We start from the raw sequence: 21,739 nt of genomic DNA on the forward strand, positions 1-21,739 counted from the left end.
ATAGGCGACCCAGGCGGGCGACCACTTGCCGGCGATCTCGGCGCCGCCGGAATGGTAGTTCGGATGGATCAGAACGATCCTCATGACCAGACCTCCAGTCGCGATTCCCGCACATGGTCTCGAGCGCAAATTGCTCGCGCGCATGTGTCAAGCCGGCTTGACACGCACCTGAACGGATCGCTCGCGGGCTGTCAACAGGGCGTCCATGTTTCCAGCCGGGGCGCCGCAAAATGCCTCAGTCCGGCCGGCGGAATCCAGGCCGGACATGGCGATTCCCACGGCCGCCGGTCAGGCGGGATGCATCCGGCGGCGCGATCGTCTATGACGGGGGCGCTCGATCGGCGATTGCGGCGCGACCGATCGGCCACGCGATTCATCCATCTTGGGAGGCCTTGTGCCGGCGACGGCGGACCCTTGGGACGTCCTGGTGATCGGCGGCGGATTGGCCGGCCTTTGCGCGGCGATCTCGGCGCGCAAGCTCGGAGCTTCGGTGCGCCTGATCGAAAGCGCGCCGTCCGAGTCGCGCGGCGGCAACGCGCGTCACGCGCGCAATTTTCGCGCCGCCCACGGGGCGCCGGCCTGGCATTCGCCGGGCGTCTATACCGCGGACGAATTCCTGTCCGAGCTCCGGAAGGCGTCGGCGCCGCAATTCGACGAAGGCCTCGCGCAAGAACTGATCGCGGACACGACGGGGCTCGCGTCGTGGCTCATGGACTGCGGCGTGCGACTGCAGGACCCGCGGGTCGGGGTCGTTCCCTTTTCCCGTCGCACCGCCTTTCTGCTCGGCGGGGGCAAGGCGATGCTGAACGCGCTCTACCAGACCGCCGCCGGCATCGGCGTCGTCGTCGGCTACGGCGCCGAGGCCGTGGGTCTGGCCGACCGGCCGGATGGCGGGTGGAGCGTGGAGGTCGCCGGCGCCGAGCGACAGCGGATCGCGGCGCGCTGTGTGGTGGTCGCGGCCGGCGGGCCGGGCGCCGATCCGGAATGGCTGCGCGCGCATTTCGGCCCGGCGGCGGACGGCTACAGCATTCGAGGCTGCGCGTATTCGAACGGCCACGCCATGCAGATGCTGATCGAGGCCGGCGCTCGAACCGTGGGCGACCCGACGACCTGCCACATAGTGGCGGTCGACGCCCGCGGACCCCGGTTCGACGGCGGGATCGTCACGCGCATCACCGCCATTCCCTACGGGCTCGTGGTCGACCGCGACGCAGCGCGCGTCGACATCGAGAGCCACGACGTCGGCCGCACGCACTACGCCCGGTGGGGGCCGAGGATCGCCCGTTGTCCCGGCGGCGTCGCGTTCCTGATTCTGGACGCAGGCGCGCTCGAGCGCGCCGCCCCGACCGCGCTGCCGGCGATCAGCGCCGACACGATCGCCGCCCTGGCCGGGACCCTCGGCCTCGACGCCGACGCGCTCGCTCGCGCGCTCGAGGCGTTCAACGCAGAGCGCTCCGGTCGCCGCCATCCGCTCTCCGGTCCGCCGTTTTTCGCGTTCCCGATGCGGCCGGGCCTGACCTTCGTTCATTACGGCGTCGCGGTCGACGAGCGGATGCGCGTCCGGAGGCGCGACGGAGGGACCGTCGCGACGCTGTTCGCGGCCGGCATGATCATGGCCGCCAACATCCTTCGGTCCGGCTATCTCGCCGGTCTCGGGCTCGCCCTTGCGGCGGTTTCGGGAAGACGCGCCGGGGAGGCCGCCGCGCGCCATGCCGCCGGATAGCGCCGCGAGCGAGGCCGAGCGGGTCCTCAGAATCTGTAGCGCCTGCATGTACTGCGACGGGCTCTGCCCGGTGTTTCCGGCGCTCGCGGGTCGACATGCCTATCCGGCGAACGACCTGAACTATCTCGCCAATCTCTGCCACAACTGTCGCGGCTGCTGGTACGCCTGCCAATACGCCCCGCCGCACCCGTTCGCGGTCAATCTGCCAACCGCCCTCGCCGCCCTCCGCCGGGAGTCGTATGCGGAAACCGTTTGGCCGAGGCTGCTCGGCCGGGCTTTTCGGCGGCCGGCCCTGGGCGCGGTCCTCATAGTCGCGGCCGCCCTCGCGGCGATGATCGCAATCGTCGCCGCGTCGGGTTCGCCGGCGGCGCTTTGGAGGGTCCGCGCCGGTCCGGGATCGTTCTATGCCGCCGTCCCGTGGAGCGTGATGGCCGGGCTGGCGGGGGTGTCGATCGCCTGGGCGATCGTCAGCATGGCCGCCTCGACCTGGCGCTTCTGGCGGGCGATCGCCCCCAAAGTTCCCGGTCGCGCCTTGTGGCTCGCCGCTGGACCGGCGCTGCGCGACATCGTCACCTTGCGACACCTCGGCGGCGGCGGACCGGGCTGCAACGACGAAGACATCCGCTTCTCGAAGCGCCGCCGGCTCTTCCACCACCTCATGGCCGGCGGGGTGGCGCTGGATGTCGCCGCGACGCTCGCGGCCGCGGCCTGCCAGGACGTCTTCTCGTGGCCGCCGCCCTATCCGCTCGCGAGCCTGCCCGTCGGCCTCGGCGCGGTCGGCGGCGTCGGCGTCGTCGTCGGGGCGGCCGGGCTTCTCGCGCTCGAGGCCCGCGCCGACCGGGCGCCGTCCGAACGCGGCGAGTCGGTGCTCAACGTCGCCTTCCTCGTCGCCCTCGAAGTCGTGGCGTTGAGCGGGTTCGCGCTTTTCGCCTTGCGCGACACCGCCGTCATGGGGCCGCTGCTCGTTGTCCACATCGGGACCGTGGTCGGTCTTTTCGTGGGTCTGCCGGCCATGAAGAGCCTGCACGCGCCGTTCCGGGCCGCAGCGCTCCTGCGCGCGGCCGCAGAGCAAAAAGCCTCGGAGGGCAAGGAGGGCGCGCGCGCCGCCCGGGTCCTGTCCGAGTGACCGAGCCCGCCGCCGCGCCCCGTGACGGGCCTGCGCATCCGCGCTAAGGGCGGCGTCGAGCGAGGCAATCACAGGAAAACCCGATGGCGACGGAAGGCGAAGATCCCCCGCGCGAAGCGCTGATGGCGCGCCTGTTCCGGCACGGCGGCGACCTCAGATCGGCCGCGGCGCTCTTTCCCGATGCGCCGGGGCCGTGGATCGATCTCTCGACCGGAATCAATCCGGTCGCCTATCCCGCCGACGTGAGCCCCCGGGCCTGGGAGCGGCTGCCCGAGCCCGGGCTCGTCGAGGCGCTTCTCTCGGCGGCGGCGAGCCGCTACGGCGCGGGGGCGGATTGCGTCGCCGCAGGCCCCGGGACGCAGGCGCTGATCCAGTGGCTGCCGCGGCTCTTCCCCGCCCGCCGGGTCGCGGTCGTCGGTTCGACCTACGCCGAGCACGAGCGCAGCTGGCTCGCCGGCGGCGCGGTCGTCGACGTCGTCCCGGACATTTCCGACGTCGGCGACCGCGAAGTCGTCGTCGTCGTCAACCCGAACAACCCCGACGGCCGGCTTTATCGGCGCGCGGCGCTGCAAGACCTCGCCGACCGCCTCGACCGCCGCGACGGGCTCCTGATCGTGGACGAGGCCTTCATGGACTTCGAGGACGAGTCGCTGGCTCCCGACCTGCGCCGATCGATCGTCGTGCTCAGGTCGTTCGGCAAGGCCTATGGACTGGCCGGCCTCCGGCTGGGCTTCGCGCTCGCGCCCCCGGATCGGGCGCTCCTCATGCGCCGGGCGCTCGGCCCCTGGGCGGTGTCCGGGCCGGCGATCGAGATCGGACGCCGCGCCCTCCTCGATCGGCAATGGTTGGAGGCCACGCGCCGGCGCCTTCGCGACGACGGCGCGTGGTTCGACGGCGCGCTCGCGCGCGCAGGCTTCCAGGCGATCGGCGGCAATGCGCTGTTCCGGCTGGTCCGCCATCCGCGGGCCCGCGAGCGATTTTCCCGGCTGTGCGAAGGCGGCGTCCTGACGCGGCCGTTCGCCGGGCATCCCGAATGGCTCCGCTTCGGCGTCCCGCCGCCATCCTTACGCGCCCGGCTGTCCGAAACGCTGTCGCAATGCGCCCTCGACAAGAGCTGACGCTGTCGAAGCGGATTGATTCCGCGCGCTGGTCTTCGCCGACCGCCTTCGTGGATGGCGGGAGCCGCGAGGCTCCGGCCATCCGGCGGCGCCGATTCAGAAGCCGACGCGGTCGCCGCCCTTGAGCTGAAGAATCGCCCTCGCCTCGTCCGGGGTCGCGGCCTCGTGGCCGAGTTCCTCCACCAGCCGCCGCGCCTTGGCGACCTGCTCGGCGTTGGTGCGGGCGAGTTGACCCGGTCCGAGCCAGAGCGAGTCCTCGAGCCCGACGCGCACGTTGCCGCCGAGCGCGATCGCTTGCGCTGCGATCGTCATCTGGTTGCGTCCGGCGCCCAGGACCGACCAGCGATAGTCCTTGCCGAACAGGCGGTCGGCGGTTCGGCGCATGTGCATCACGTCCTCGGGATGGCCGCCGATCCCGCCGAGGATGCCGAACACGCTCTGTACGAAGAACGGCGCTTTCACCAGGCCCCGGTCGACGAAATGGGCGAGGGTGTAGAGATGGCCGATGTCGTAGCACTCGATCTCGAAGCGGGTGCCGTTGTCGGCGCAGGTGGTCAAAATCTTCTCGATGTCGGCGAAGGTGTTCTTGAAGATGCGGTCGCGCGAGCCTTCGAGATAGGGCCGCTCCCAGTCGTGCTTGAAGTCCTTGAAGCGCTGCAACATGGGAAAGAGGGCGAAGTTCATCGAGCCCATGTTGAGCGAGGCGACTTCGGGCTTGAACTTCGCCACGGGCAGCAGCCGCTCGTCGATCGTCATGGTCGAGGCGCCGCCGGTGGTGATGTTCACCACGCAGTTCGAGCGCTGCTTGATGATGTCGAGGAACGGCTTGAACCGCTCGGCCGACTGGTCCGGCCTGCCGTCGGCGGGATCGCGGGCGTGCAGATGGACGATGGCGGCGCCGGCTTCCGCCGCGCCGATCGCCGCCTCCGCGATCTCCTCGGCGGTGATCGGCAGATGCGGCGACATCGAGGGGGTGTGAATTGAACCGGTGACGGCGCAGGTGATGATGACCTTGGGCTTGCTCATGAAATCGGTATCCTTCCCTCGTTCAGGCTTCGGCGGCGCCGGCCAATTCCGCAGGCGCGCGGGACTCCCCGAGCCCCTCGACGCGCCTGCGCCAGTCGCCGATCAGGCGCTCGAGTTCGTTCCCGTCGCGGGCGCCCCCCTGGAGATAGAAGTCCGGCCGCACGAACGCCGCGACGCAGCCTAACCGATCGAGCCATGCGCGATAGGCCCCCGTGACGTCGATCCCCAAGGAGAGGTCGACCACGGCCACGTTCCAGCGCGCGAGGGCATCGCGGCTGGCCGCGCTCAAGGACGCCAGCGTTTCGCAGTCGCGGGCGAACAGGGCGAACCGCACGCCGAAAACGTCGTCGAACAGGCCGCTTCGTCCATCGACTTCCACCCGCGCCTGAACGCCGAGCAGGCCCGCCCCCGGCGCGCCCTCGCTCCATAGTCCCGGACCGAGGCGCGGTTGCGGCGGCGGCGGGGGCTGGTAGCCGGGCGCCGTCCGGGCGGCGATCATCTCGGCGTCGCGGGCGCGCGCCAGGTCGAGATCGGTGACGCAGATCACCTTGCCCAGTTCGATCGAGAAGCCGATCATGGCCTGCACATGGCCGCTGCGCTCGGGCCCGTAGCTGTCGAGCAGCCAATCGCCGGCGAGGCCGCGCAAGATGGCGTCGAGCCGCCAGGCGAGCGCCAGACTGTCCCGGACGCCGCTGCACAGGCCCTGGCCCGCGAACGGCGGCATCAGATGGGCGGCGTCGCCGGCGAGCAGCGCGCGGCCCATCCGCCACGTCTCGGCCCACTGGCCCCGGAACGTGTAGACCGCGTGGCGCTCCAGTTCCGCCGTCCCGGGCGTCATGCCCCAGGGTTCGAGCAGGCGCCAGGCGACCTCGCGCCGGTTCATGTCGGCCGCCGTCTCGCCCGGCAGCAGCATGAACTCCCAGCGCCGGCGCCCCGGTCCCCCCGGCACGATCGTGGTCGGCCGGCGCGGATCGCAGAGCTGCCACGTCTTCGGCGTCCATTCGCGCCGCTCGCGCGGCTTGACGTCGACCACCAGCCAGTCGAACGCAAAGCCGAGATCGTGCGTTTCGACGCCGATGGCGCGGCGCACGAACGAATTGGCGCCGTCGCAGCCGATCACGTAGCGAGCCTGGAGACGGCCCGTCTCGCCGGTCGCGACCCATTGCCCGTCGCGCATCTCGCCGCGCTCGACCTCGACGCGGACGCCGTCGGCGTCCTGGGCAAGCCGCTTCGCGCTCCAGCCCTGGCGGACGTCGACGCTCGGCGTCGCCTTGACGCGCGCGTCGAGCGCCGCTTCCAGCTCCGGCTGCGAGAAGATGTTGGAGACCGGCCAGCCGCTCGGCCCGAGGCCGCGCCAGTCGAGCTCCAGCAGCATCTCGTGATCGGCGTTGCGCCACTGGTAGGTGTCGATCTCGTCCAGGACCGGGAGCACATCGTCGATCGCGCCGGCGGCCTGCAGGATCCTTGCGATTTCGTGATCGAAATGAACCGCGCGCGGCAGCGGATAGAGATCGGGCCAGCGGTCGATGGCGACGACACGATGGCCCATCCCGCCCAGCAACAGCGCCAGCGTCTGCCCGGTCGGGCCGTAGCCGACGATCGCGACGTCCGCGGTCACTTGCATATCCTCTTCCCTCTCCCGCCGGCGACGACGCCGGCGCTCGCTGTTCCGGGCCGGTCTTCAGGCCTCGTAGTTGTGGACGAAATCCGCCGGCGGGTTCGGTCCCCAAACGTAGAAGGAGTCTTCCGGCGGGTGGTCGGCTGCGGGCCAGTCGGCGTCGTGAGGCACGAAATCGATGTCGGCGGAATATTCCGCGAACGAGCCCCACGGGTCCCCGACGTAATGGAAGAAGTTGGAGCCGAGCACGTGGCGCCCCAGCCCCCAGCCCTTGGCGTAGCCCTTGCCGAGCATGTGCGTCGCGCCGATGCCGATCTCGTCAACGCTGCCGACGTCCCAGCTCAGGTGATGGAAGCCGGGGGCGCTCGATCTCGCGAGCGCGATCATGTGGTGGTCGCTGCCGTGGATGCCGTGCAGGAACGCGATGCCGTCGCCGGAGCGATCGGAAAGCCTGAGCCCGAGCACGCGCGAATAGAAGTCGATCCCCCGAGCTACGTCGGTGGTGAACAGGAGGACATGGGCGAGCCGGCGCGGATGGGTCCGCGCGACGGCGCCGCGATTGGGAGCGCCGCGCGTCAGCGGGCCGGCCGAGAACTGCACGAACGCGCTCTTCTCGCTGGGCGAGGTCTTCGGCGCGGCGGCGATCTCGACCAGGTTGCCGTCGTGGTCGTGGAACCACAGGCCGTTCGAATCGACGCCGGCGGGCGGATCGACGCGCTTGACGCCCTGCGCCTGAAGGCGCTCGGCGAAGCGGTCGAGATCGTCCTCGAAGGCCCCGAACGTCATCGACCGGTGCTTCTTGCGCGGACCCTCGCCGATAGTTCCCCAGACGTGGGGACTGCCCCTGGTCGCGAGCGAAAGGGCCCCGCCGCGCTCGCCGACGTCGAGTCCGAACGCGTCGTAGAAGGTTCTGGCGACGGCGAGGTCCGGGACGACGAAATGAAAATGGTCGAGCGAATGCACCCCGAGCGCGCCCGGCCTGCGGGTCGGCTTCACGTATCCCTGAATGGCGGTCATGCGTCTCCTCCTGCGTCTTCCGCTTCGTCCTTTTCGCCGCGCTTCGAGCGCGCGAGCCGCTCGCCGCGCCGAACGCGCTGTCGCCGACTATAGGGCCGCGCGGATCTCGATCGAAACCGCGCCGGGCCCTTCGCGAGCGCGATCGCCTCGGCGACGGCCGCCGGGGCGTCGGTTCGCGCGCGTCCGTTGCGGCGCCGTCAGGCCGCCGTCTCCTCGGTGAACTGCATCATCTCCGCCGGCGCGTCCGGACCCCAGAGGTAGAAGGCGTCCTCGTCGGCGAAATTGGCGACCTCCCAGGGGGCGTCCTTCTCGATGTAGTCGATGTGGCAGCTGTTCTCCCACAGCTGGCCCCATGTGTCGGCGGTATAATTGAAATAGTTGGAGCCGAGCACGTGCCGGCCGGGGCCCCAGTGTATGGCGTAGCCGGCCGCGCGCAATTGCGTGTTGGCGAGGCCGAGGCATTCGACGCTCGGCATGTCCCAGGACGTGTGGTGCAGGCCGGGGGCGGGGCCGGCGGCGAAGGCCAGCATGTGATGATCGGAGCCGTGGCGGCCGTAGGTGAAGGCGATGATGTCGCCCGAGCGGTCGGCGAGCCGCAACCCGAGCGCCTGGGTGTAAAACGCGAGGGCGCGGTCGAGGTCCGGCGTGAACAGCGCCACATGCGACAGCCGCGTCGCCCCGACCTTGCGCGCCGCCGAGCGCGCCGGCGCGCCGCGCACGTTGGCGCCGACGTTGAGATCGTCCATGCGCGCCTTCGCGTCCGGCATCGTCTTCGCCGCGACCAGCACCTGAACCAGCAGGCCGAACGGGTCGCGGAACCAGAACCCGCCGGTCGGACCGGCCGGATGGCCGTTGGAAAAGACGCCGCCGGCCGCCTCGACCTGATCGCGGATCCGCCCGTAATCCTGCTCGTAGCAGCCGAGCGACAGATATTGCAGCTTCTTGCGCGCGGTCTCCGACTTCAGAATCGTCGCCCAGACGTGATCGCCGCCGCCGGCGCGGATCTCGATGCGGTCGCCGGCGCGAGTCGGCTCGACGCCGAACGCTGCGAGAAAGCGCTGCGCCTCGTCGAGGTCGGGCTCCGCGAGCCCGAACTGGAAGATGGAATGGACGCCGGCCTCGGCGTCGTGAAAATCGATCTTCGGCATGCTCATGTCCTCCCGACTTCTGTCTTTCCAGCCAATTCGAGCGTCCGCGCGCCGCGCTGCGGCTGCCGCGCCGACAGGATGAGGCGGCGTTGCAGCGGCAGGAGCTGCAGGTCCCAGCGCGCCCGCACGTATCCCCAGAGGCCGGCGGGGGCGAAGACGACCACGCCGACCGCGACCGCCCCCATGACCAGCCAGTACCAGGTCCCGTAGTCGGCCAAGAGCCAGCGCAGGCCGAAGAAGATCGCCGTGCCGAGCACCGGCCCCTCGAGCGTGCCGATCCCGCCGATGACGACGATGAACACGGCCGCGACGACCCAGTTCGGATCGAAGGCGGCGTTGGGCGAGATTCTGAGGATGCTGGTGAAATAGACTGCGCCGACCAGGCCCGCGCCGAACGAAGCCAGCGTGTAGACCTGAAGCTTCAGCGCCTTGACGTCGACGCCCTGACTTTCGGCCGCGTCCTCGCTGTCGCGGATCGCCGTCAGGCCGAGCCCGAAGCGCGAGCGCAGGAGCAGGTTGATCGCGACCGACGCAGCGATCAGGACCGTCGCGGCGATCAGATAGACGCCGATCTCGCGCGTCGTGCGGTCGATATGCGCCATCACGGTCAGGCTCTGCCCGGAGCCGCCGCCCAGGAGCGACACGTTGGAGAAGGCGATGCGGAACACTTCCGCCAGAACCCAGGTGCCGATGGCGAAATAGCCGCCGCGCATGCGGAAGACGAGAACCGAGGTCAGGAGCGCGGCCAGCGCCGCCATGACGCCGCCGAGCGGAATGGCGAGGAACGGATGGACGCCGAGGTGCTGGGCGAAGATGAAGAGGGAATAGGCCCCGACGCCGACGAAGGCCTGCATGCCGACCGACATCAGGCCGCCGTAGCCCGCCATCAGGTTCCACATCTGGGCGAGCACGAGGTAGCACATCACCTCGACCCCCCAGCGCATCAGCGCCGGACTTCCCCAGAGCGGCACGGACAGCACCGCCAGCGCCGAGGCGACGCCGAGCCAGACCGCCGCGACGCTGGTCCGGGTGTTGCGCGAGACCGTGTAGGAAACGCCGCGTTCGGTCATAGCGTCCTCGCAAACAGGCCGGTCGGCTTGAAGAACAGCACCGCGAGGAAGACGAGATGGCCCGCGAGGATGCCGATGCCGATCGCGATCTTGGCCCCGAGCGTCTGGGCGACGCCGAGGATGACGGCGCCGGCGAAGGTGCCCCAGAGCGACCCCATGCCGCCGATCACCACCGCCTCGAAGGCGTAAAGCAAGGCGGCCGGCCCGGACTCGGGGGTGAAGGTGGTGCGGATGCCGGCGAACACCCCGCCGACCGCGATCAGGGCGAAGGAGATCGCGAGCGCGATCCCGTAGGTGTGGCGGGCGCGGATGCCCATCAGCCCCGCGGTCTCGGCGTCGTCCGACGTCGCCCGGAGCGCGATGCCGATGCGGGTGTGGGTGAAGAGCAGCGACACCAGCACGGTCAGCGCGATCGCGGTCGCGAACACGATCAGCGGGAACAGCCCGATGGCGATCCCGCCGCCCACCGCGATGCTGTCGGTTCCCAGGGCGCCGATCTGGAACGAGCGCGAATCCGAGTGGAACACCTGCTGCAGCCCGTTGCGCAGGATGATCGACAGGCCGAACGTCGCCAGCAGCGGCGCCAGCGGGTTGGGTCCGATCGTGCGGTTGAGCAGAATGCGCTGCAGCGAGTAGCCGAGGCAGAACATCAGCGCCGCCACCGGCAGGATGGCCAGGAACGGATTGAGCTGCATCTGCATCACTGGCCACAGCGCCAGATAGGCGGCGAGCACCAGGAAGTCGCCGTGGCCGATGTTGACCACGCGCATCACGCCATAGGTGATCGAGAGCCCGATCGCGAACAGCGCGTAGAGGCCGCCGAGCAGGACCCCCTGAATGATCGTGTCGAGCCATTCGATCATGTCAGCGGTCCTCGAGTCCGAAATAGGCGGCGGAGATCGCCTCGCGACCGAGGTCGCGCGGCGCGCCGCGCAGCGTCACCCGCCCGTGCATGAAGCAATAGATTTCGTCGGCGGCCTTGAGCGCCATGTCGATGTCCTGCTCGACCACGACGATCGACACGCCCTCGTCGCGGATCTTCGGCAGGACGGCGTAGATGTCCTTGACCACCGCCGGCGAGAGCCCGAGCGACAGTTCGTCGCACAGCAAGAGATCGGGGTTCGACATCAGCGCCCGGCCGATCGCGACCATCTGCTGCTGGCCGCCCGACAGCGCGGTCGCGGGATTGGCGCGCCGCTCCCTCAGGACCGGGAAGAGAGCAAAGACCGTCTCGAGGCGCCATCGCCCGGCGCGGCCCGCGAACGCCCCGGCGCGAAGGTTTTCTTCGACCGTCAGGCTGCGAAACAGGCGCCGCCCCTCGGGAACCATCGAGACGCCGCGGCGGACGACCTCGTCGGCGGCGAGCGCCCCGATGTCCTCGTTCTGAAAGCGGATCTCGCCGCCCTTCGACGGCATCAGCCCTGCGATCGAACGCAGGAACGTCGACTTTCCGGCGCCGTTGGCGCCGATCAGGGCCACGATCTGGCCCTTGGCCGCGTCGAAGTCGACGCCGAAGAGGGCCTGGAAGTCGCCGTAGCGGGCGACGAGATTTCTGACGCGCAGCATTGTCGCCTCTAGACCTCGATACCCATGTAGACGCGTTTCACATCGGAGCTCGCCATCACCGCGCGGGGATCGCCCTCGGCGAGCTTGGCGCCGAAGTTGATGACGAGGAGGCGCGAGGCGACCGCGAGCAGCGCGTGCACGACATGCTCGATCCAGACGATGGTCACGCCGCGCGCGCGGATATCGTTGATCAGGGCGATCAGGTCGTGCGCCTCGTGCTCGGTGAGGCCGCCGGCGATTTCGTCGAGCAGCAGGAGCGCGGGGTCGGTGGCGAGCGCGCGCGCCAGCTCGAGCCGCTTGCGGTCGAGCAGGGTCAGCGTTCCGGCGAGGCGGTTGGCCTTGCCGATCAGTCCGGTCCGGTCGAGGAGATCGACGCAGCGGTCGTTCGCCTCGGCCGCCGACCGCTGGCCGGCGCCGAACATGGCGCCGACCAGCAGGTTCTCGAACACGGTCATGCCCTCGAACGGCAGCGCGACCTGATAGGAACGGCCGATCCCCGCCCGGCAGCGACGGTGGGGCGAGAGCCGGGCCATGTCCTGGCCGTTGAAGCGGATCGCGCCGGAGTCGGGCGCGAGGCCGCCGCTGATCAGGTTGAACACCGTCGTCTTGCCCGCGCCGTTCGGCCCGAGGACGCCGAGCGCCTCGCCCCTGGCGACTTCGAACGAAAGGTCGTCGGTCACCTTGAGCGCGCCGAAACTCTTGGAGACGCGCTCGAAGGAGAGAAGGGCGGTCATCGCTGCGCGTCCCCGCGGGTCCGGACTTCAGTACGGGATCGCGATCGGCTTGGCGGCGACCGGGATCTCGGGCGCTTCGGTGTTCGCCACGACGATCAGGTCGTGCGGCCACTTGTCGCCCTTCACCCACTGGCCGGCGACCAGCGGCGTCTTGCACACGTTCTTCATCGGTCCCTTGCTCCAGTCGACGCGGCCGACGATGGTGGCGAGGTTGGTGGCGACGATCGCGTCGCGCAGCGAGGCCTTGTCGCTCGGGTCCTTGGCGCGCTTGATGACGTCGGCGGCGACCTCGAACATCGAGTGGACGAAGCCGATCGCGCCGTTCCACTGCCGTCCGGTGGCGGCCTCGTAGCCGTCGGCGAGCTGCGGCGAGGTGATGCCGGTCAGCGACGACTTGAACGGATTGGCGGGCGTCCACCACAGTTCCTGCGACAGGCCGTTGGCGAGGTCGCCCATCGAATCGACGACGGAGGGGAAGGAATAGGCCTTGCCCATGGTCACGACCTTCGGGCGGAAGCCCTGCTGGCGCGCCTGCTTCCAGAAGTTGATGAAGTCCGGCGGGATCGGCACGCCGCACAGGATCTCGACGCCGGCCTTCTTGTAGGCGGCGATCTGGGCGCTGAAATCCTGGCTCAGCGGCTGGAAGCGGCCCGGATCGAAGACGGTGAAGCCCATCTTGGTCAGCAGCGGCGGAAGGCCGAGCTTCGGATCGCCCCAGGCGTTGCCGTCGCCGTCGTTGGCGAGGAACAGGCCGACCTTCTTGTTGGTGTCGACCTGCTTCCAGATGCTGGTGAAGACCTCGAGGATGTCCTCGATGCCCCAGAAGTAGTGGTAGGTCCACTGGAAGCCCTTGGCCGGGTCGCCGCCGCGGCCGAAGAACCAGGGCTGCCACGGCGTCGTGGTCGAGATGCAGGGCACGCCGTTGAGCTCGCACTGGTCGCAGACGGGATTGGAGTTTTCCGGCGTCGCGCCGACCACCATCAGGTCGATCCCGTCCTGCAGGATCAGTTCGCCGGCGACCTCGGCCGCGCGGTTCGGGTTCGACTGGCTGTCCTTGACCAGGATCTCGATCGGGAAGGTCCCGGCCGGATTGGCGAGGCCGTTCTTGAACGCGGCGCGGACGCCCTGGAGGATGAACTCGTCCGCCTCGGCCAGCGGCGCGAGCGGGCCCGTCGTCGGCGTGACCAGGCCGATCTTGATCGGCCGCGGCGCGGCGCGCGCGACGCCGAACGGCGCGACCGAGGCGAGCGCCGAGGCGCCGGCCAGTTGCAGCGCCCGCCGCCGGTCGAGCCTCGGGCCGCCGCGCATGAATTCGATGTCCGCCATATCGTCCTCCCTGATGATTTTGTTTGCTTGTTCCGGCCGCGGGCTCAGCCGCCGAGCGAAAGTTCTCCCAGATAGGTCGGGACGCCGGCCTTGGCCTTGGCCGTCGCCGGCGGGAACCCTTCACGGGTGATCCGGACCGTGTAGTCGCCGGTCGTTCGGGTCAGCCCGTCGAACTTGAAGTCGCCGAAGGCGTCGGTGCGCGCCGTTGCAAGCGTCTGTCCGTCGGCGATCAGCGCCACCTCGGCGCCCTCGATGCATTCGGTGACGCCCTGCACCTTGCCGATCACGGCGCCGCCGACGAAGTGGCTCTTCGCCCGGCCGAGGTTCTTGTACCAGACGCGCGGCCGGGTCTTCAGCTCGGGGCGGATCGTCTCGAGCCTCTCCGCGTCGACCCGCCGCGTCATCTCGGCGTCGTCCGCCTTGACGGAGGTGAACACGCCGGTCGGGCACGAGTGGGCGCAGCGCGGCTCGGTCCAGCCCTGGTCGAGGAGGTGGGCGTCGAAGGTCCAGTTCTGCGGCAGCTGCGCCTCCTCGTTCCAGACGATCGCGCCGTACGGGCAGGCGCCGACCAGGTCCTTCCTGCCCTTCGCGGCGACCGGATCGATGACGACGATTCCGTCGTCGCGCTTCCGCACCGCGTCCGGCGCGGCCTTGATGCAGGGCGCGTCGTCGCAATGATTGCAGAGCCTGGGCACGTAGGTCACGTCGACCATGTGGCCGGAGCCGCGCATGTGACGGGTGATCTCGATCACGCTTCTGCCGTGGCGCGCGTGTCCGGCGCTGTAGCCGGGGAAATCGGCGCCGACGTACTCGTCCTTGGTGGCGAGGATGCAATTGTTGCAGTTTTCGCAGAGCGCGACGTCGACGATGAGGTTCCATCGCGCCGTCGGCCGGGGTGTCGACTGGGTCATCGGTCGGGCTCCGTTCAGGCGCGCAAAAGCGCATGTTCCGGCGGCGTCCAGGTCTCGAACTGGACGAGGCAGGCGTTGGAGCCCATGCCGTCGGTATTGCGGGTTTGCGGGCGGTCGGGGGTCAGGATGTTGACGCAACCGCCGAAGTCGACCAGCCCGTAGCGCGGGTCGTGCTGGAAGTCGGACTCGGCGCTCGACTCGTAGGTCTTGCAGACGCCGCGCATGGTGAGCGGGCTGACGTCGGCCGCGCACACGACCGAGCCGCGGTCGTTGAAGACGCGGATCAGGTCGTTGTGGGCGATCCCGCGCGCCTTCGCGTCCTCGTCGTTGATCCGCATCACCCAGTAGAGGCGGCCGCCGACGTTCACCCGGTGGTCCTTGATGTCGTTGATCGTGGAGTCCTTGCCGTCGCCGTAGGTGTGGAAGCTGTAGCGCGAGTGGGTCGAGATCATCTGGACGGGGAACTTCTTGACCAGAGCTTCGGTGCGCGGCCCCTCCCAGGAGGGCACGTAGCGGTTGAGCGGATTGCGTTCCGGATCGACCGCGTCGAAGCGCTTGAGCGAATTCGGGATGAACTCGATCTTGCCCGACTGGGTCGACAGCCCCTTGAGGAAGTCGCCGGACCATTGCGAGGGCATCGGGATCGGCTCGGGCGCGTCCTTGGGACGCCCTTCGGCGAACCAGCCGTAGTTGCGCGGCGTCCGGATCGCCTCGGGCTCCGGCGGCACGACGTAATAGCCCTTCTTGACGAAATCGGCCCACTTCACCCGCTTCGAGGCGTCCGAGGCCATGAACAGGCGCCGCGCCCAGTCGAGATCCGAGCACCCTTCGGTGAACATCGCCCCCGTTCCCATGCGGTTGAGAATGCCGGTGAAGATGTCGTAGTCCGATTTCGATTCGCCTAGCGGCTCGATGCATTTGTGTTGCATCATCACCATGCGGTGATTGAGGCCGTGGGTGTTGTGGTGGATGTAGCCGCCCGAATTGGCCACTTCCGAGATGTCCCAGCGCTCGAACGAGGTGCAGGCGGGCAGGATCACGTCGGCGAAATGCGCGTCGCCCTCCATCCAGATCGCCTGGTTGACGACCATGTCGATCGACTCGTGCCGGAACATGTCGATGTAGCGGCCCGACTTGGCGATCGTGCCGAAGGTCGAGGTTCCGTAGCGGTAGAGCATGTGGATCTTCGAATAGCCGGGCTTGGGATATTCGTAGGCCTGGAACTGCGCTTCGTTCGAGAAGCCGTCCCACGGATAGCCCCTTGCGTAGCCGTCGATGATTGCCTCGGGCAGACGCTGGCGCGGCACCATCTGCTGGACGGGGTTCATGCTGAGGATGTGCGGCATGCGGCAGTAGGTGTGCGGCGCGGCCGCGGTCCACTGGAGTTCGCCCGAAATGCCGCCCTCCGCGTAGCCCGGGAACCAGAAGTACGGGTCGAGCGGCGTGCCGTACTGCAGGTTGCCGAAATTGACCCCCGGCTTGCCGAGGCCCTGCATCGCCATCATCATCACCAGATTGCGGGCGAACTGCGTGCCGGTGGCGTTGCGGCACGCGCCGCCGAAGCCGATGCCCGGTCCGCCGGCGCCGAGATAGACCTTGCGATTGCCCCACTTGCGCGCCAGCGCGCGCACCACGTGGGCGGGGATTCCGGTCTCGTCCGCCTGCCATTCCGGCGTCTTGGGCACGCCGTCCTCGACCCCGAGCACGTAGTCGCGCCATTCCTCGAAGCCGGTCGTGCGGTTGGCGACGTAGTCCTTGTCGTACAGCCCCTCGTTGATCCAGACGTTCATGATCGCGAGCGAGAGCGCCGGATCGGTCCCGGGCCGGATCGGAATCCAGCGGCCGCCGAAGAGTTGCGCCGTCGGGTTGAAGTTCGGATCGATGTGGACCATCTCGATGCCGAGGTCCTTGGCCCACAGGCGCCGTTTGGTGCCCTCGTAGCCGGCGGCGTAGCCGTTGGTCGATTCCGGGTCGCTCGACCAGAAGACGATCATCTCGGCTTCCTTCAGGCAGTCCTCGACCAGGCCGTACATGCCCGAGACGCCGACGCGCATCGAATTGCCGTAGTGATGGGTCGCGCCCCAGTACCAGCCTTCCCAGGAATCCGGGTTGTGATGGACGCGGGTGAAGCCGAGGAGATTGCCGAAGCGCAGCAGCGCCGACAGATAGTAGCCGACGTTGCCCCACTGGTGATGCGAGCCGTGCCAGATCGCCAGCGCGCCGGGCCCGTAGACCTGGCGCTGGCGCTTGATCTCGTTTCCGACCATGTCGAACGCCTCGTCCCAGCTGATGCGGACGTAGCCCGACTTGCCCCGGTTCTGCGGATTGCGCGCGCCGTTCGGATCGAAGTCGACGCGCTTCATCGGATAGAGGATGCGCTTGTCGGAATAGACCATCGACTTGAGGGTCTGCGCGTGCGGATTGATGCTGACGCGCCGATCGGGCGAGAACGTCTTGCCGCGGGCGCGGATGACGAAGCTCGGGGCGTCGCTCGGGTCGAGGTCGATCGGCGTAATGCGCAGGATCTTGCCGTCCTTCACATAGACGAAGGTCGGCCCGCCGTTGCCGTTCTGCGTGTAACGGGTCGATCCGTCCGGCATCTTCGCGCCGTACTCGAGCTTGGCGCTCGCGGTCAGGTTCATCAGTTGTGCGAACCAGACCGCGAGATGGTCCGGACCGATCAGCAGCACGCGAAAATTCTTCATCGCGTGAATGATCTCGGCCTGGTCGGCGTTCGGGTTGAGGAAGGCGAGCGCGGTGTCGACGTCGAGGATGTCGACGATCACGTCCGGCTTCGCGTGCAGCCCGGCCTTGCTCTTTACGCCATCGATCGAGATGTCGTACCAGCGGCCGAGCGAACCGTCGCGCAGCTTCACCTGCACCACGGCGCGCGTCTTGCCGATATGCTTTCGTACCGCGCCATACTTCTTGATGGAGCTACGCAGGACCTGCGAGACCATGAAGAGAATGAACTTGAGCTTGAGCAGGTCCATCCGTTTCGCTCCCCGCGATTGTTATCGTCTTCGAAGGTCTTTGCCTTGTCGCTTAGACGACGGTCTGCCGTTGCGAGCCGAGGATCCCGCCGTCGAGTTCGATCACGTCGCCGCGCTTCAGGAACTGCGGCGGCTTCATGCCGGCCCCCACGCCCTCCGGCGTCCCGGTGACGACCACGTCGCCCGGCAACAGCGTCATGAACTGGCTGAGGTGCGACAGGATCTCGGCCACGGTGAAGATCATGTCGTTCGTACCGCTCTTCTGCCGCACGGCGCCGTTGACCGAGAGGGTCAGCGGGATCGCCTGCGGATCGGGGATCTCGTCCGCAGTCACCAGCCAGGGACCGAGCGGCCCGAACGTGTCGAAGCTCTTGCCCTTGACCCACTGGCCGCTGCGATTGGCCTGCCACTCGCGCTCGGAGACGTCGTTGGCGAGGCAATAGCCGGCGATGTGCCCGAGGGCGGCCTCGCGGCCGACACTCTGCGCCTTGGTCCCGACGACGAAGGCGAGTTCGACCTCCCAATCCATCTTCTCGGATCCCTGCGGCCAGCGAAGGTCGTCATTGGGGCCGTGAATGCAGGTGATCGCCTTGTTGAAAACGACCGGGTCGTTGGGGATCTGCATGCCGGCTTCGGCGGCGTGCTTGCGATAGTTCAGGCCGATGGCGATGAACTGACGAATTCCAGCGACGGGCGCGCCGAGCCGCGCGCCGTCGGACACGACGGGCAGTTTCTCGAGGTCGATCGCCGCGAGCGCGCCGAGCTTGTCGGGGGACAGCCATTCGGGCGTGATGTCGGGGACGAGGAGCGACAGGTCGCGCCTGACGCCGTTTCTGTCGAGCGCTCCGGCCCGCTCCGAGCCAACCGCGCCGTGTCGGAAAAGCCGCATCGTTTCCTCCCCTTCGTCATGGCCGCAGCCGATGTCGGACTTGAATGTATTTCCTCGATAGCACGAGATTTGGCGATTGAAAATATATTTTTTTCCACATAAGATATTTTGTGAGACGCCGCGGGCGGATTGAACGCTTGCGCCAGCTCGCGTCGCCGTCATATCCGACGGCAGCGATCGGCCGGGGAGCGGCTCGAGCGGGCGGGCGGGACGCCTCCGCCCCAGGCGCGGGCGGGACCTGTCCGCGCGCCGCGACGCGAACGGGGCCGGAGGGCGGAGGGCATGAGCAGCAAGACCCAATCGGACCGCATGTTCGATGCGCTTCGCGCCGACATTCTGGCCTGCCGCATTCTTCCCGGCAGCAAGCTCAGGATCAACGACATCGCCGCGACGTCGGAGGTGAGTCTCGGCGCCGTGCGCGAGGCGCTGTCGAGGCTCGGCGCGGAGGATCTCGTGATCGCCGAGTCGCAGAAGGGCTATCGTGTCGCCCCCCTGTCGGTCGAGGATCTGCAGGACCTCACCGAGGCGCGCGTGGAGATCGAGGGCGCCGCCCTGGCGCGGTCGATCGCGCGCGGCGATCTCGACTGGGAAACCAATCTCGTCGCCGCATGGCATCGGCTCTCGAGAATTTCGGAGCGCGAGGAGGACGACCGCGGCCTGCCGACGGATCAATGGGCGCTCGCGCACGGGGCGTTCCACGAGGCGCTGGTCAAGGCTTGCGGCTCGGCGAAGCTCCTGCAGATCCGCTCGCAGCTCTATCAGCAGACCGAGCGCTATCGCCGGTATTCCGGCGTGGTCGACCGCGACCGCGACGTGGCCGGCGAGCACAGGCGGATCTTCGACGCGGCCATCGCGCGCGACGGCGCCGAGGCGGCGAAGGCGATCAGCGAGCACCTGCGCGCCACCGCCGCAATCATCACCGGTTCGTTCGGACGCCCGGACGCCGCGGACGATGACAAGCGGCGCAGGGCCGTTTGAGGGGTGCGACTCCGCTCCCCCGGGCCCTCCCGGTCGCGAGGGCGCCCGTGCGCATGATCGGATTCGTCGGGCGCAGCGGGTGATCGCCGAAGGCTGTGGTCCGCACGGGACCTGACGCCCCGCGGACGGGGCCGGACGCGCCCGGCCGGCTCTAGCCCGATCGGCGCAGCGAAAACGTGTAGACGTCGCCGTCCCGCGACTGGCCCTCGAGCACGTCGCCGCGGGTGGCGACGAGGTGCGGGATGTCGATCACCGAGAGCGGGTCGGTGCAGCGGACGCGAAGCCGCGCGCCCGGGGCCATGCGCGACAGCGCCTTGCGCGTCCTCAGGGCCGGCAGCGGGCAATTGAGGCCGCGAAGATCGAGCACGACGACTCCGTCGTCGGTCGCGGTCGAGTCGGCCATGACGGTCTCAGCCTCGCTCCTGAAGGATCGCCGGGCGCCGGCGATTGCCAGCCGCGTCGACTGGAGGAGAGAGCGAGCCGTGTCAATCGGCCGGCCGAGGGGGCTGGGACGGCGGCGCTTTCCGACGTCATCGCGAGGAGCGAAGCGACGTGGCGATCCAGGGGGACCGGGCCGATGACAGGGCCTGCCGCCAGCGCCGCGCTTCGACATCCGCCCGGGCGGCGCCTGGATCGCCGCGTCGCCCTTCGGGCGCCTCGCGCGGATGGCGAAGGGCCCGGCCCGGTTGCGGGGCGCGCTCGTCGAGCGCGCCGGCGGGGTCTCCGACCAGGTCAGCGACCCCGCCCTACACCGGCGCCCGCAAATCCGCTCCGGTCACCCGAACCTCGCGGCGCCCCGTTTGACTTCCCGCCGGTTCTCGTGGTCTGTTACCGATCATATGTGAACGATCCCGGGCAGCAGCGGGACGGGAGGGAGCGGCGGCATGCCGGCGATCGCGTCGAACGTCATCGTCGAGAGCGAAGCGTTTCGCGCCAATCGCATCGCCCATCTCGAACTGATCGCAGGGTTTCGCGACCTCGAGCGCAAGGTCCGCGCCGCATCCGGCCGCGCCGACGAAAAGTTCCGCTCCCGCGGGCAATTGCCGCCCCGGGAACGACTGAACTGGCTTCTCGATCGCGAGTCCGCCTTTCTCGAATTGTCGACCCTGTGCGGCCTCGGCATGCACGAGGACGACGGCCGGGAGAATGTCTACGGCGGCGGCCTGATCGCCGGGATCGGCTTCGTCTCGGGCGTGCGCTGCCTCGTCGCCGCCAACGATTCCGGCATCAAGGGCGGCGCCGCCCACCCGATGGGGGTGGAGAAGGCGATCCGGGCGCAGGAGATCGCGCTCCGGGAAAAGCTGCCCTACGTGCAACTGGTCGAGAGCGCCGGCGCCAATCTGCTGCTCCAGGCGGAGATGTTCGTGCGCGGCGGCGCGACCTTCGCCAACATGGCGCGGATGTCGGCGGCGGGAATCCCGGTGATCTCGATCGTCCACGGCTCCTCGACCGCGGGCGGCGCCTATCAGACCGGGCTCGCCGATTATGTCGTCATGGTGCGCGGCCGCTCGAAGGTTTTCCTCGCCGGCCCGCCGCTGCTCAAGGCCGCGACCGGCGAGATCGCCGCGGACGAGGCGCTCGGCGGCGCGGAGCTGCACAGCGTCACGACGGGCCTCGCCGAATATCTCGCCGAGGACGACGCCGACGCCCTGCGGATCGGCCGGGAGATCCTCGCCCGCGTCGTCTGGAGCGCGCCGCCGCCCCGCCCGCGCAGCTCCCCGCCGCTCTACGACCCGGAGGAACTGCTCGGTGTCGTGCCGGTCGACTACCGCAAGCCCTACGACGTGCGCGAGGTGATCGCCCGGGTCGTCGACGGCTCGGAGTTTCTCGACTTCAAGCCCGGCCATGGCCCGGCGACCGTTTGCGGCCATGCCGCGATCGAGGGCCGCGGAATCGGCCTCGTCGGCAACAACGGCCCGATCGATTCGGCCGGGGCCGGCAAGGCGGCGCAGTTCATCCAGCTCTGCTGCCAGGCCGGCCTGCCGATCGTCTTCCTGCAGAACACCACCGGCTATCTCGTCGGCGTGGAAGCCGAAAGCTCGGGCATCGTCAAGCACGGCTCGAAGATGATCCAGGCCGTCACCAACGCCAGCGTGCCCAAGCTCACGCTTCAGATCGGCGGTTCGTTCGGCGCCGGCCACTACGGAATGTGCGGCCGCAGTTTCGGGCCGCGCTTCGTGTTCTCGTGGCCGAACGCGCGCGTGGCGGTGATGGGCGGGGAACAGGCTGCGCGGGTCATGGCGATCGTGGCCGAGGACTCGGCGAACGCGCGCGGGCAGCCGTTCGACGAGGCGAAGACCAAAGCGATGGGGGCGATGATCGTCGCCGGATACGACAAGCAGTCGACCGCGCTGTTCGCCACCGCCCGCCTCTGGGACGACGGCTTGATCGACCCGCGCGACAGCCGTTCGGTGCTCTCTTTCTGCCTCGACACCTGCGCGGAGAGCGACGCCCGCGCCTTGCGGCCGAACGCGTTCGGCGTGGCGAGGTTCTGAC

General features: G+C 69.0%; 18 protein-coding genes. 5 read left to right on the forward strand and 13 right to left on the reverse strand.

Features of this window, described 5'->3' with window-relative positions; translation table 11 throughout:
* Nucleotides 1-394 precede the first annotated feature (394 nt).
* The 3 genes from tcuA (at nt 395) to cobD (ending at nt 3,967) form a co-directional block, all read left to right on the forward strand.
* Complete coding sequence (gene tcuA, locus DFR50_RS28135) at nt 395-1,723, forward strand: FAD-dependent tricarballylate dehydrogenase TcuA (protein WP_113893084.1); 1,329 nt, start codon at nt 395-397, stop codon at nt 1,721-1,723.
* Nucleotides 1,710-2,849, forward strand: coding sequence for a tricarballylate utilization 4Fe-4S protein TcuB (gene tcuB, locus DFR50_RS28140; protein WP_113893086.1), 1,140 nt, complete (start codon nt 1,710-1,712; stop codon nt 2,847-2,849). Before tcuA ends, tcuB begins: the two co-directional genes overlap by 14 nt.
* A gap of 83 nt (nt 2,850-2,932) precedes the next feature.
* A complete protein-coding gene (gene cobD / locus DFR50_RS28145) occupies nt 2,933-3,967 on the forward strand; it encodes a threonine-phosphate decarboxylase CobD (RefSeq protein WP_245428190.1) in 1,035 nt (344 codons plus the stop codon).
* 96 nt (nt 3,968-4,063) lie between these two features.
* Here cobD and kce read toward each other — a convergent pair whose 3' ends face one another.
* From kce to DFR50_RS28205, 12 genes are all read right to left on the reverse strand, one after another.
* On the reverse strand, nt 4,064-4,993 hold the full coding sequence (kce, locus tag DFR50_RS28150) for a 3,5-dioxohexanoate:acetyl-CoA acetone transferase (protein WP_113893089.1): 930 nt from the start codon (nt 4,991-4,993) through the stop codon (nt 4,064-4,066).
* Nucleotides 4,994-5,015: 22 nt separating this feature from the next.
* Nucleotides 5,016-6,617 carry a bifunctional 3-(3-hydroxy-phenyl)propionate/3-hydroxycinnamic acid hydroxylase MhpA gene (gene mhpA / locus DFR50_RS28155; RefSeq protein WP_113893091.1) on the reverse strand — a complete coding sequence of 534 codons (1,602 nt, stop codon included), beginning with the start codon at nt 6,615-6,617 and terminating at the stop codon, nt 5,016-5,018.
* Nucleotides 6,618-6,674: 57 nt separating this feature from the next.
* On the reverse strand, nt 6,675-7,628 hold the full coding sequence (locus tag DFR50_RS28160; protein WP_113893093.1) for a VOC family protein: 954 nt from the start codon (nt 7,626-7,628) through the stop codon (nt 6,675-6,677).
* 197 nt (nt 7,629-7,825) lie between these two features.
* Nucleotides 7,826-8,776 (reverse strand): VOC family protein, encoded by a 951-nt coding sequence (locus DFR50_RS28165; RefSeq protein ID WP_113893095.1) that lies wholly within the window; start codon nt 8,774-8,776, stop codon nt 7,826-7,828.
* Nucleotides 8,777-8,778: 2 nt separating this feature from the next.
* A complete protein-coding gene (locus DFR50_RS28170; RefSeq protein WP_113893097.1) occupies nt 8,779-9,846 on the reverse strand; it encodes a branched-chain amino acid ABC transporter permease in 1,068 nt (355 codons plus the stop codon).
* Nucleotides 9,843-10,706: a branched-chain amino acid ABC transporter permease gene (locus DFR50_RS28175; RefSeq protein WP_113893164.1), complete on the reverse strand. Its 864-nt coding sequence runs from the start codon at nt 10,704-10,706 to the stop codon at nt 9,843-9,845. The genes DFR50_RS28170 and DFR50_RS28175 overlap by 4 nt, the downstream gene beginning before the upstream one ends.
* Nucleotides 10,707-10,710: 4 nt before the next feature.
* Nucleotides 10,711-11,412, reverse strand: a complete 702-nt coding sequence (locus DFR50_RS28180) for an ABC transporter ATP-binding protein (protein ID WP_113893100.1) — start codon at nt 11,410-11,412, stop codon at nt 10,711-10,713.
* A gap of 8 nt (nt 11,413-11,420) precedes the next feature.
* Entirely contained in the window at nt 11,421-12,146 is a 726-nt protein-coding gene (locus DFR50_RS28185) for an ABC transporter ATP-binding protein (RefSeq protein ID WP_113893102.1), read from the reverse strand.
* A gap of 27 nt (nt 12,147-12,173) precedes the next feature.
* Nucleotides 12,174-13,472 carry an ABC transporter substrate-binding protein gene (locus DFR50_RS28190; RefSeq protein WP_113893104.1) on the reverse strand — a complete coding sequence of 433 codons (1,299 nt, stop codon included), beginning with the start codon at nt 13,470-13,472 and terminating at the stop codon, nt 12,174-12,176.
* 44 nt (nt 13,473-13,516) lie between these two features.
* Nucleotides 13,517-14,383 carry a 4Fe-4S dicluster domain-containing protein gene (locus tag DFR50_RS28195; protein ID WP_113893106.1) on the reverse strand — a complete coding sequence of 289 codons (867 nt, stop codon included), beginning with the start codon at nt 14,381-14,383 and terminating at the stop codon, nt 13,517-13,519.
* A gap of 14 nt (nt 14,384-14,397) precedes the next feature.
* Entirely contained in the window at nt 14,398-17,376 is a 2,979-nt protein-coding gene (locus tag DFR50_RS28200) for a molybdopterin-dependent oxidoreductase (RefSeq protein ID WP_113893108.1), read from the reverse strand.
* 52 nt (nt 17,377-17,428) lie between these two features.
* A complete protein-coding gene (locus tag DFR50_RS28205; RefSeq protein ID WP_113893110.1) occupies nt 17,429-18,265 on the reverse strand; it encodes a fumarylacetoacetate hydrolase family protein in 837 nt (278 codons plus the stop codon).
* Between the two features lie 282 nt (nt 18,266-18,547).
* Between DFR50_RS28205 and DFR50_RS28210 the strand changes: the two genes are divergently transcribed.
* Nucleotides 18,548-19,243, forward strand: coding sequence for a GntR family transcriptional regulator (locus DFR50_RS28210; RefSeq protein WP_113893112.1), 696 nt, complete (start codon nt 18,548-18,550; stop codon nt 19,241-19,243).
* A 151-nt stretch (nt 19,244-19,394) separates the two neighbouring features.
* Here the strand turns inward: DFR50_RS28210 and DFR50_RS28215 are convergent, their stop codons facing one another.
* On the reverse strand, nt 19,395-19,646 hold the full coding sequence (locus DFR50_RS28215) for a sulfurtransferase TusA family protein (RefSeq protein WP_113893114.1): 252 nt from the start codon (nt 19,644-19,646) through the stop codon (nt 19,395-19,397).
* A gap of 481 nt (nt 19,647-20,127) precedes the next feature.
* Here DFR50_RS28215 and DFR50_RS28220 point away from each other — a divergent pair, with 481 nt between their 5' ends.
* Nucleotides 20,128-21,738: an acyl-CoA carboxylase subunit beta gene (locus DFR50_RS28220; protein WP_113893116.1), complete on the forward strand. Its 1,611-nt coding sequence runs from the start codon at nt 20,128-20,130 to the stop codon at nt 21,736-21,738.
* Nucleotide 21,739 lies beyond the last annotated feature (1 nt).

The sequence above is a fragment of the Roseiarcus fermentans genome (assembly GCF_003315135.1).
Classification (GTDB): Bacteria; Pseudomonadota; Alphaproteobacteria; order Rhizobiales; family Beijerinckiaceae; genus Roseiarcus; species Roseiarcus fermentans.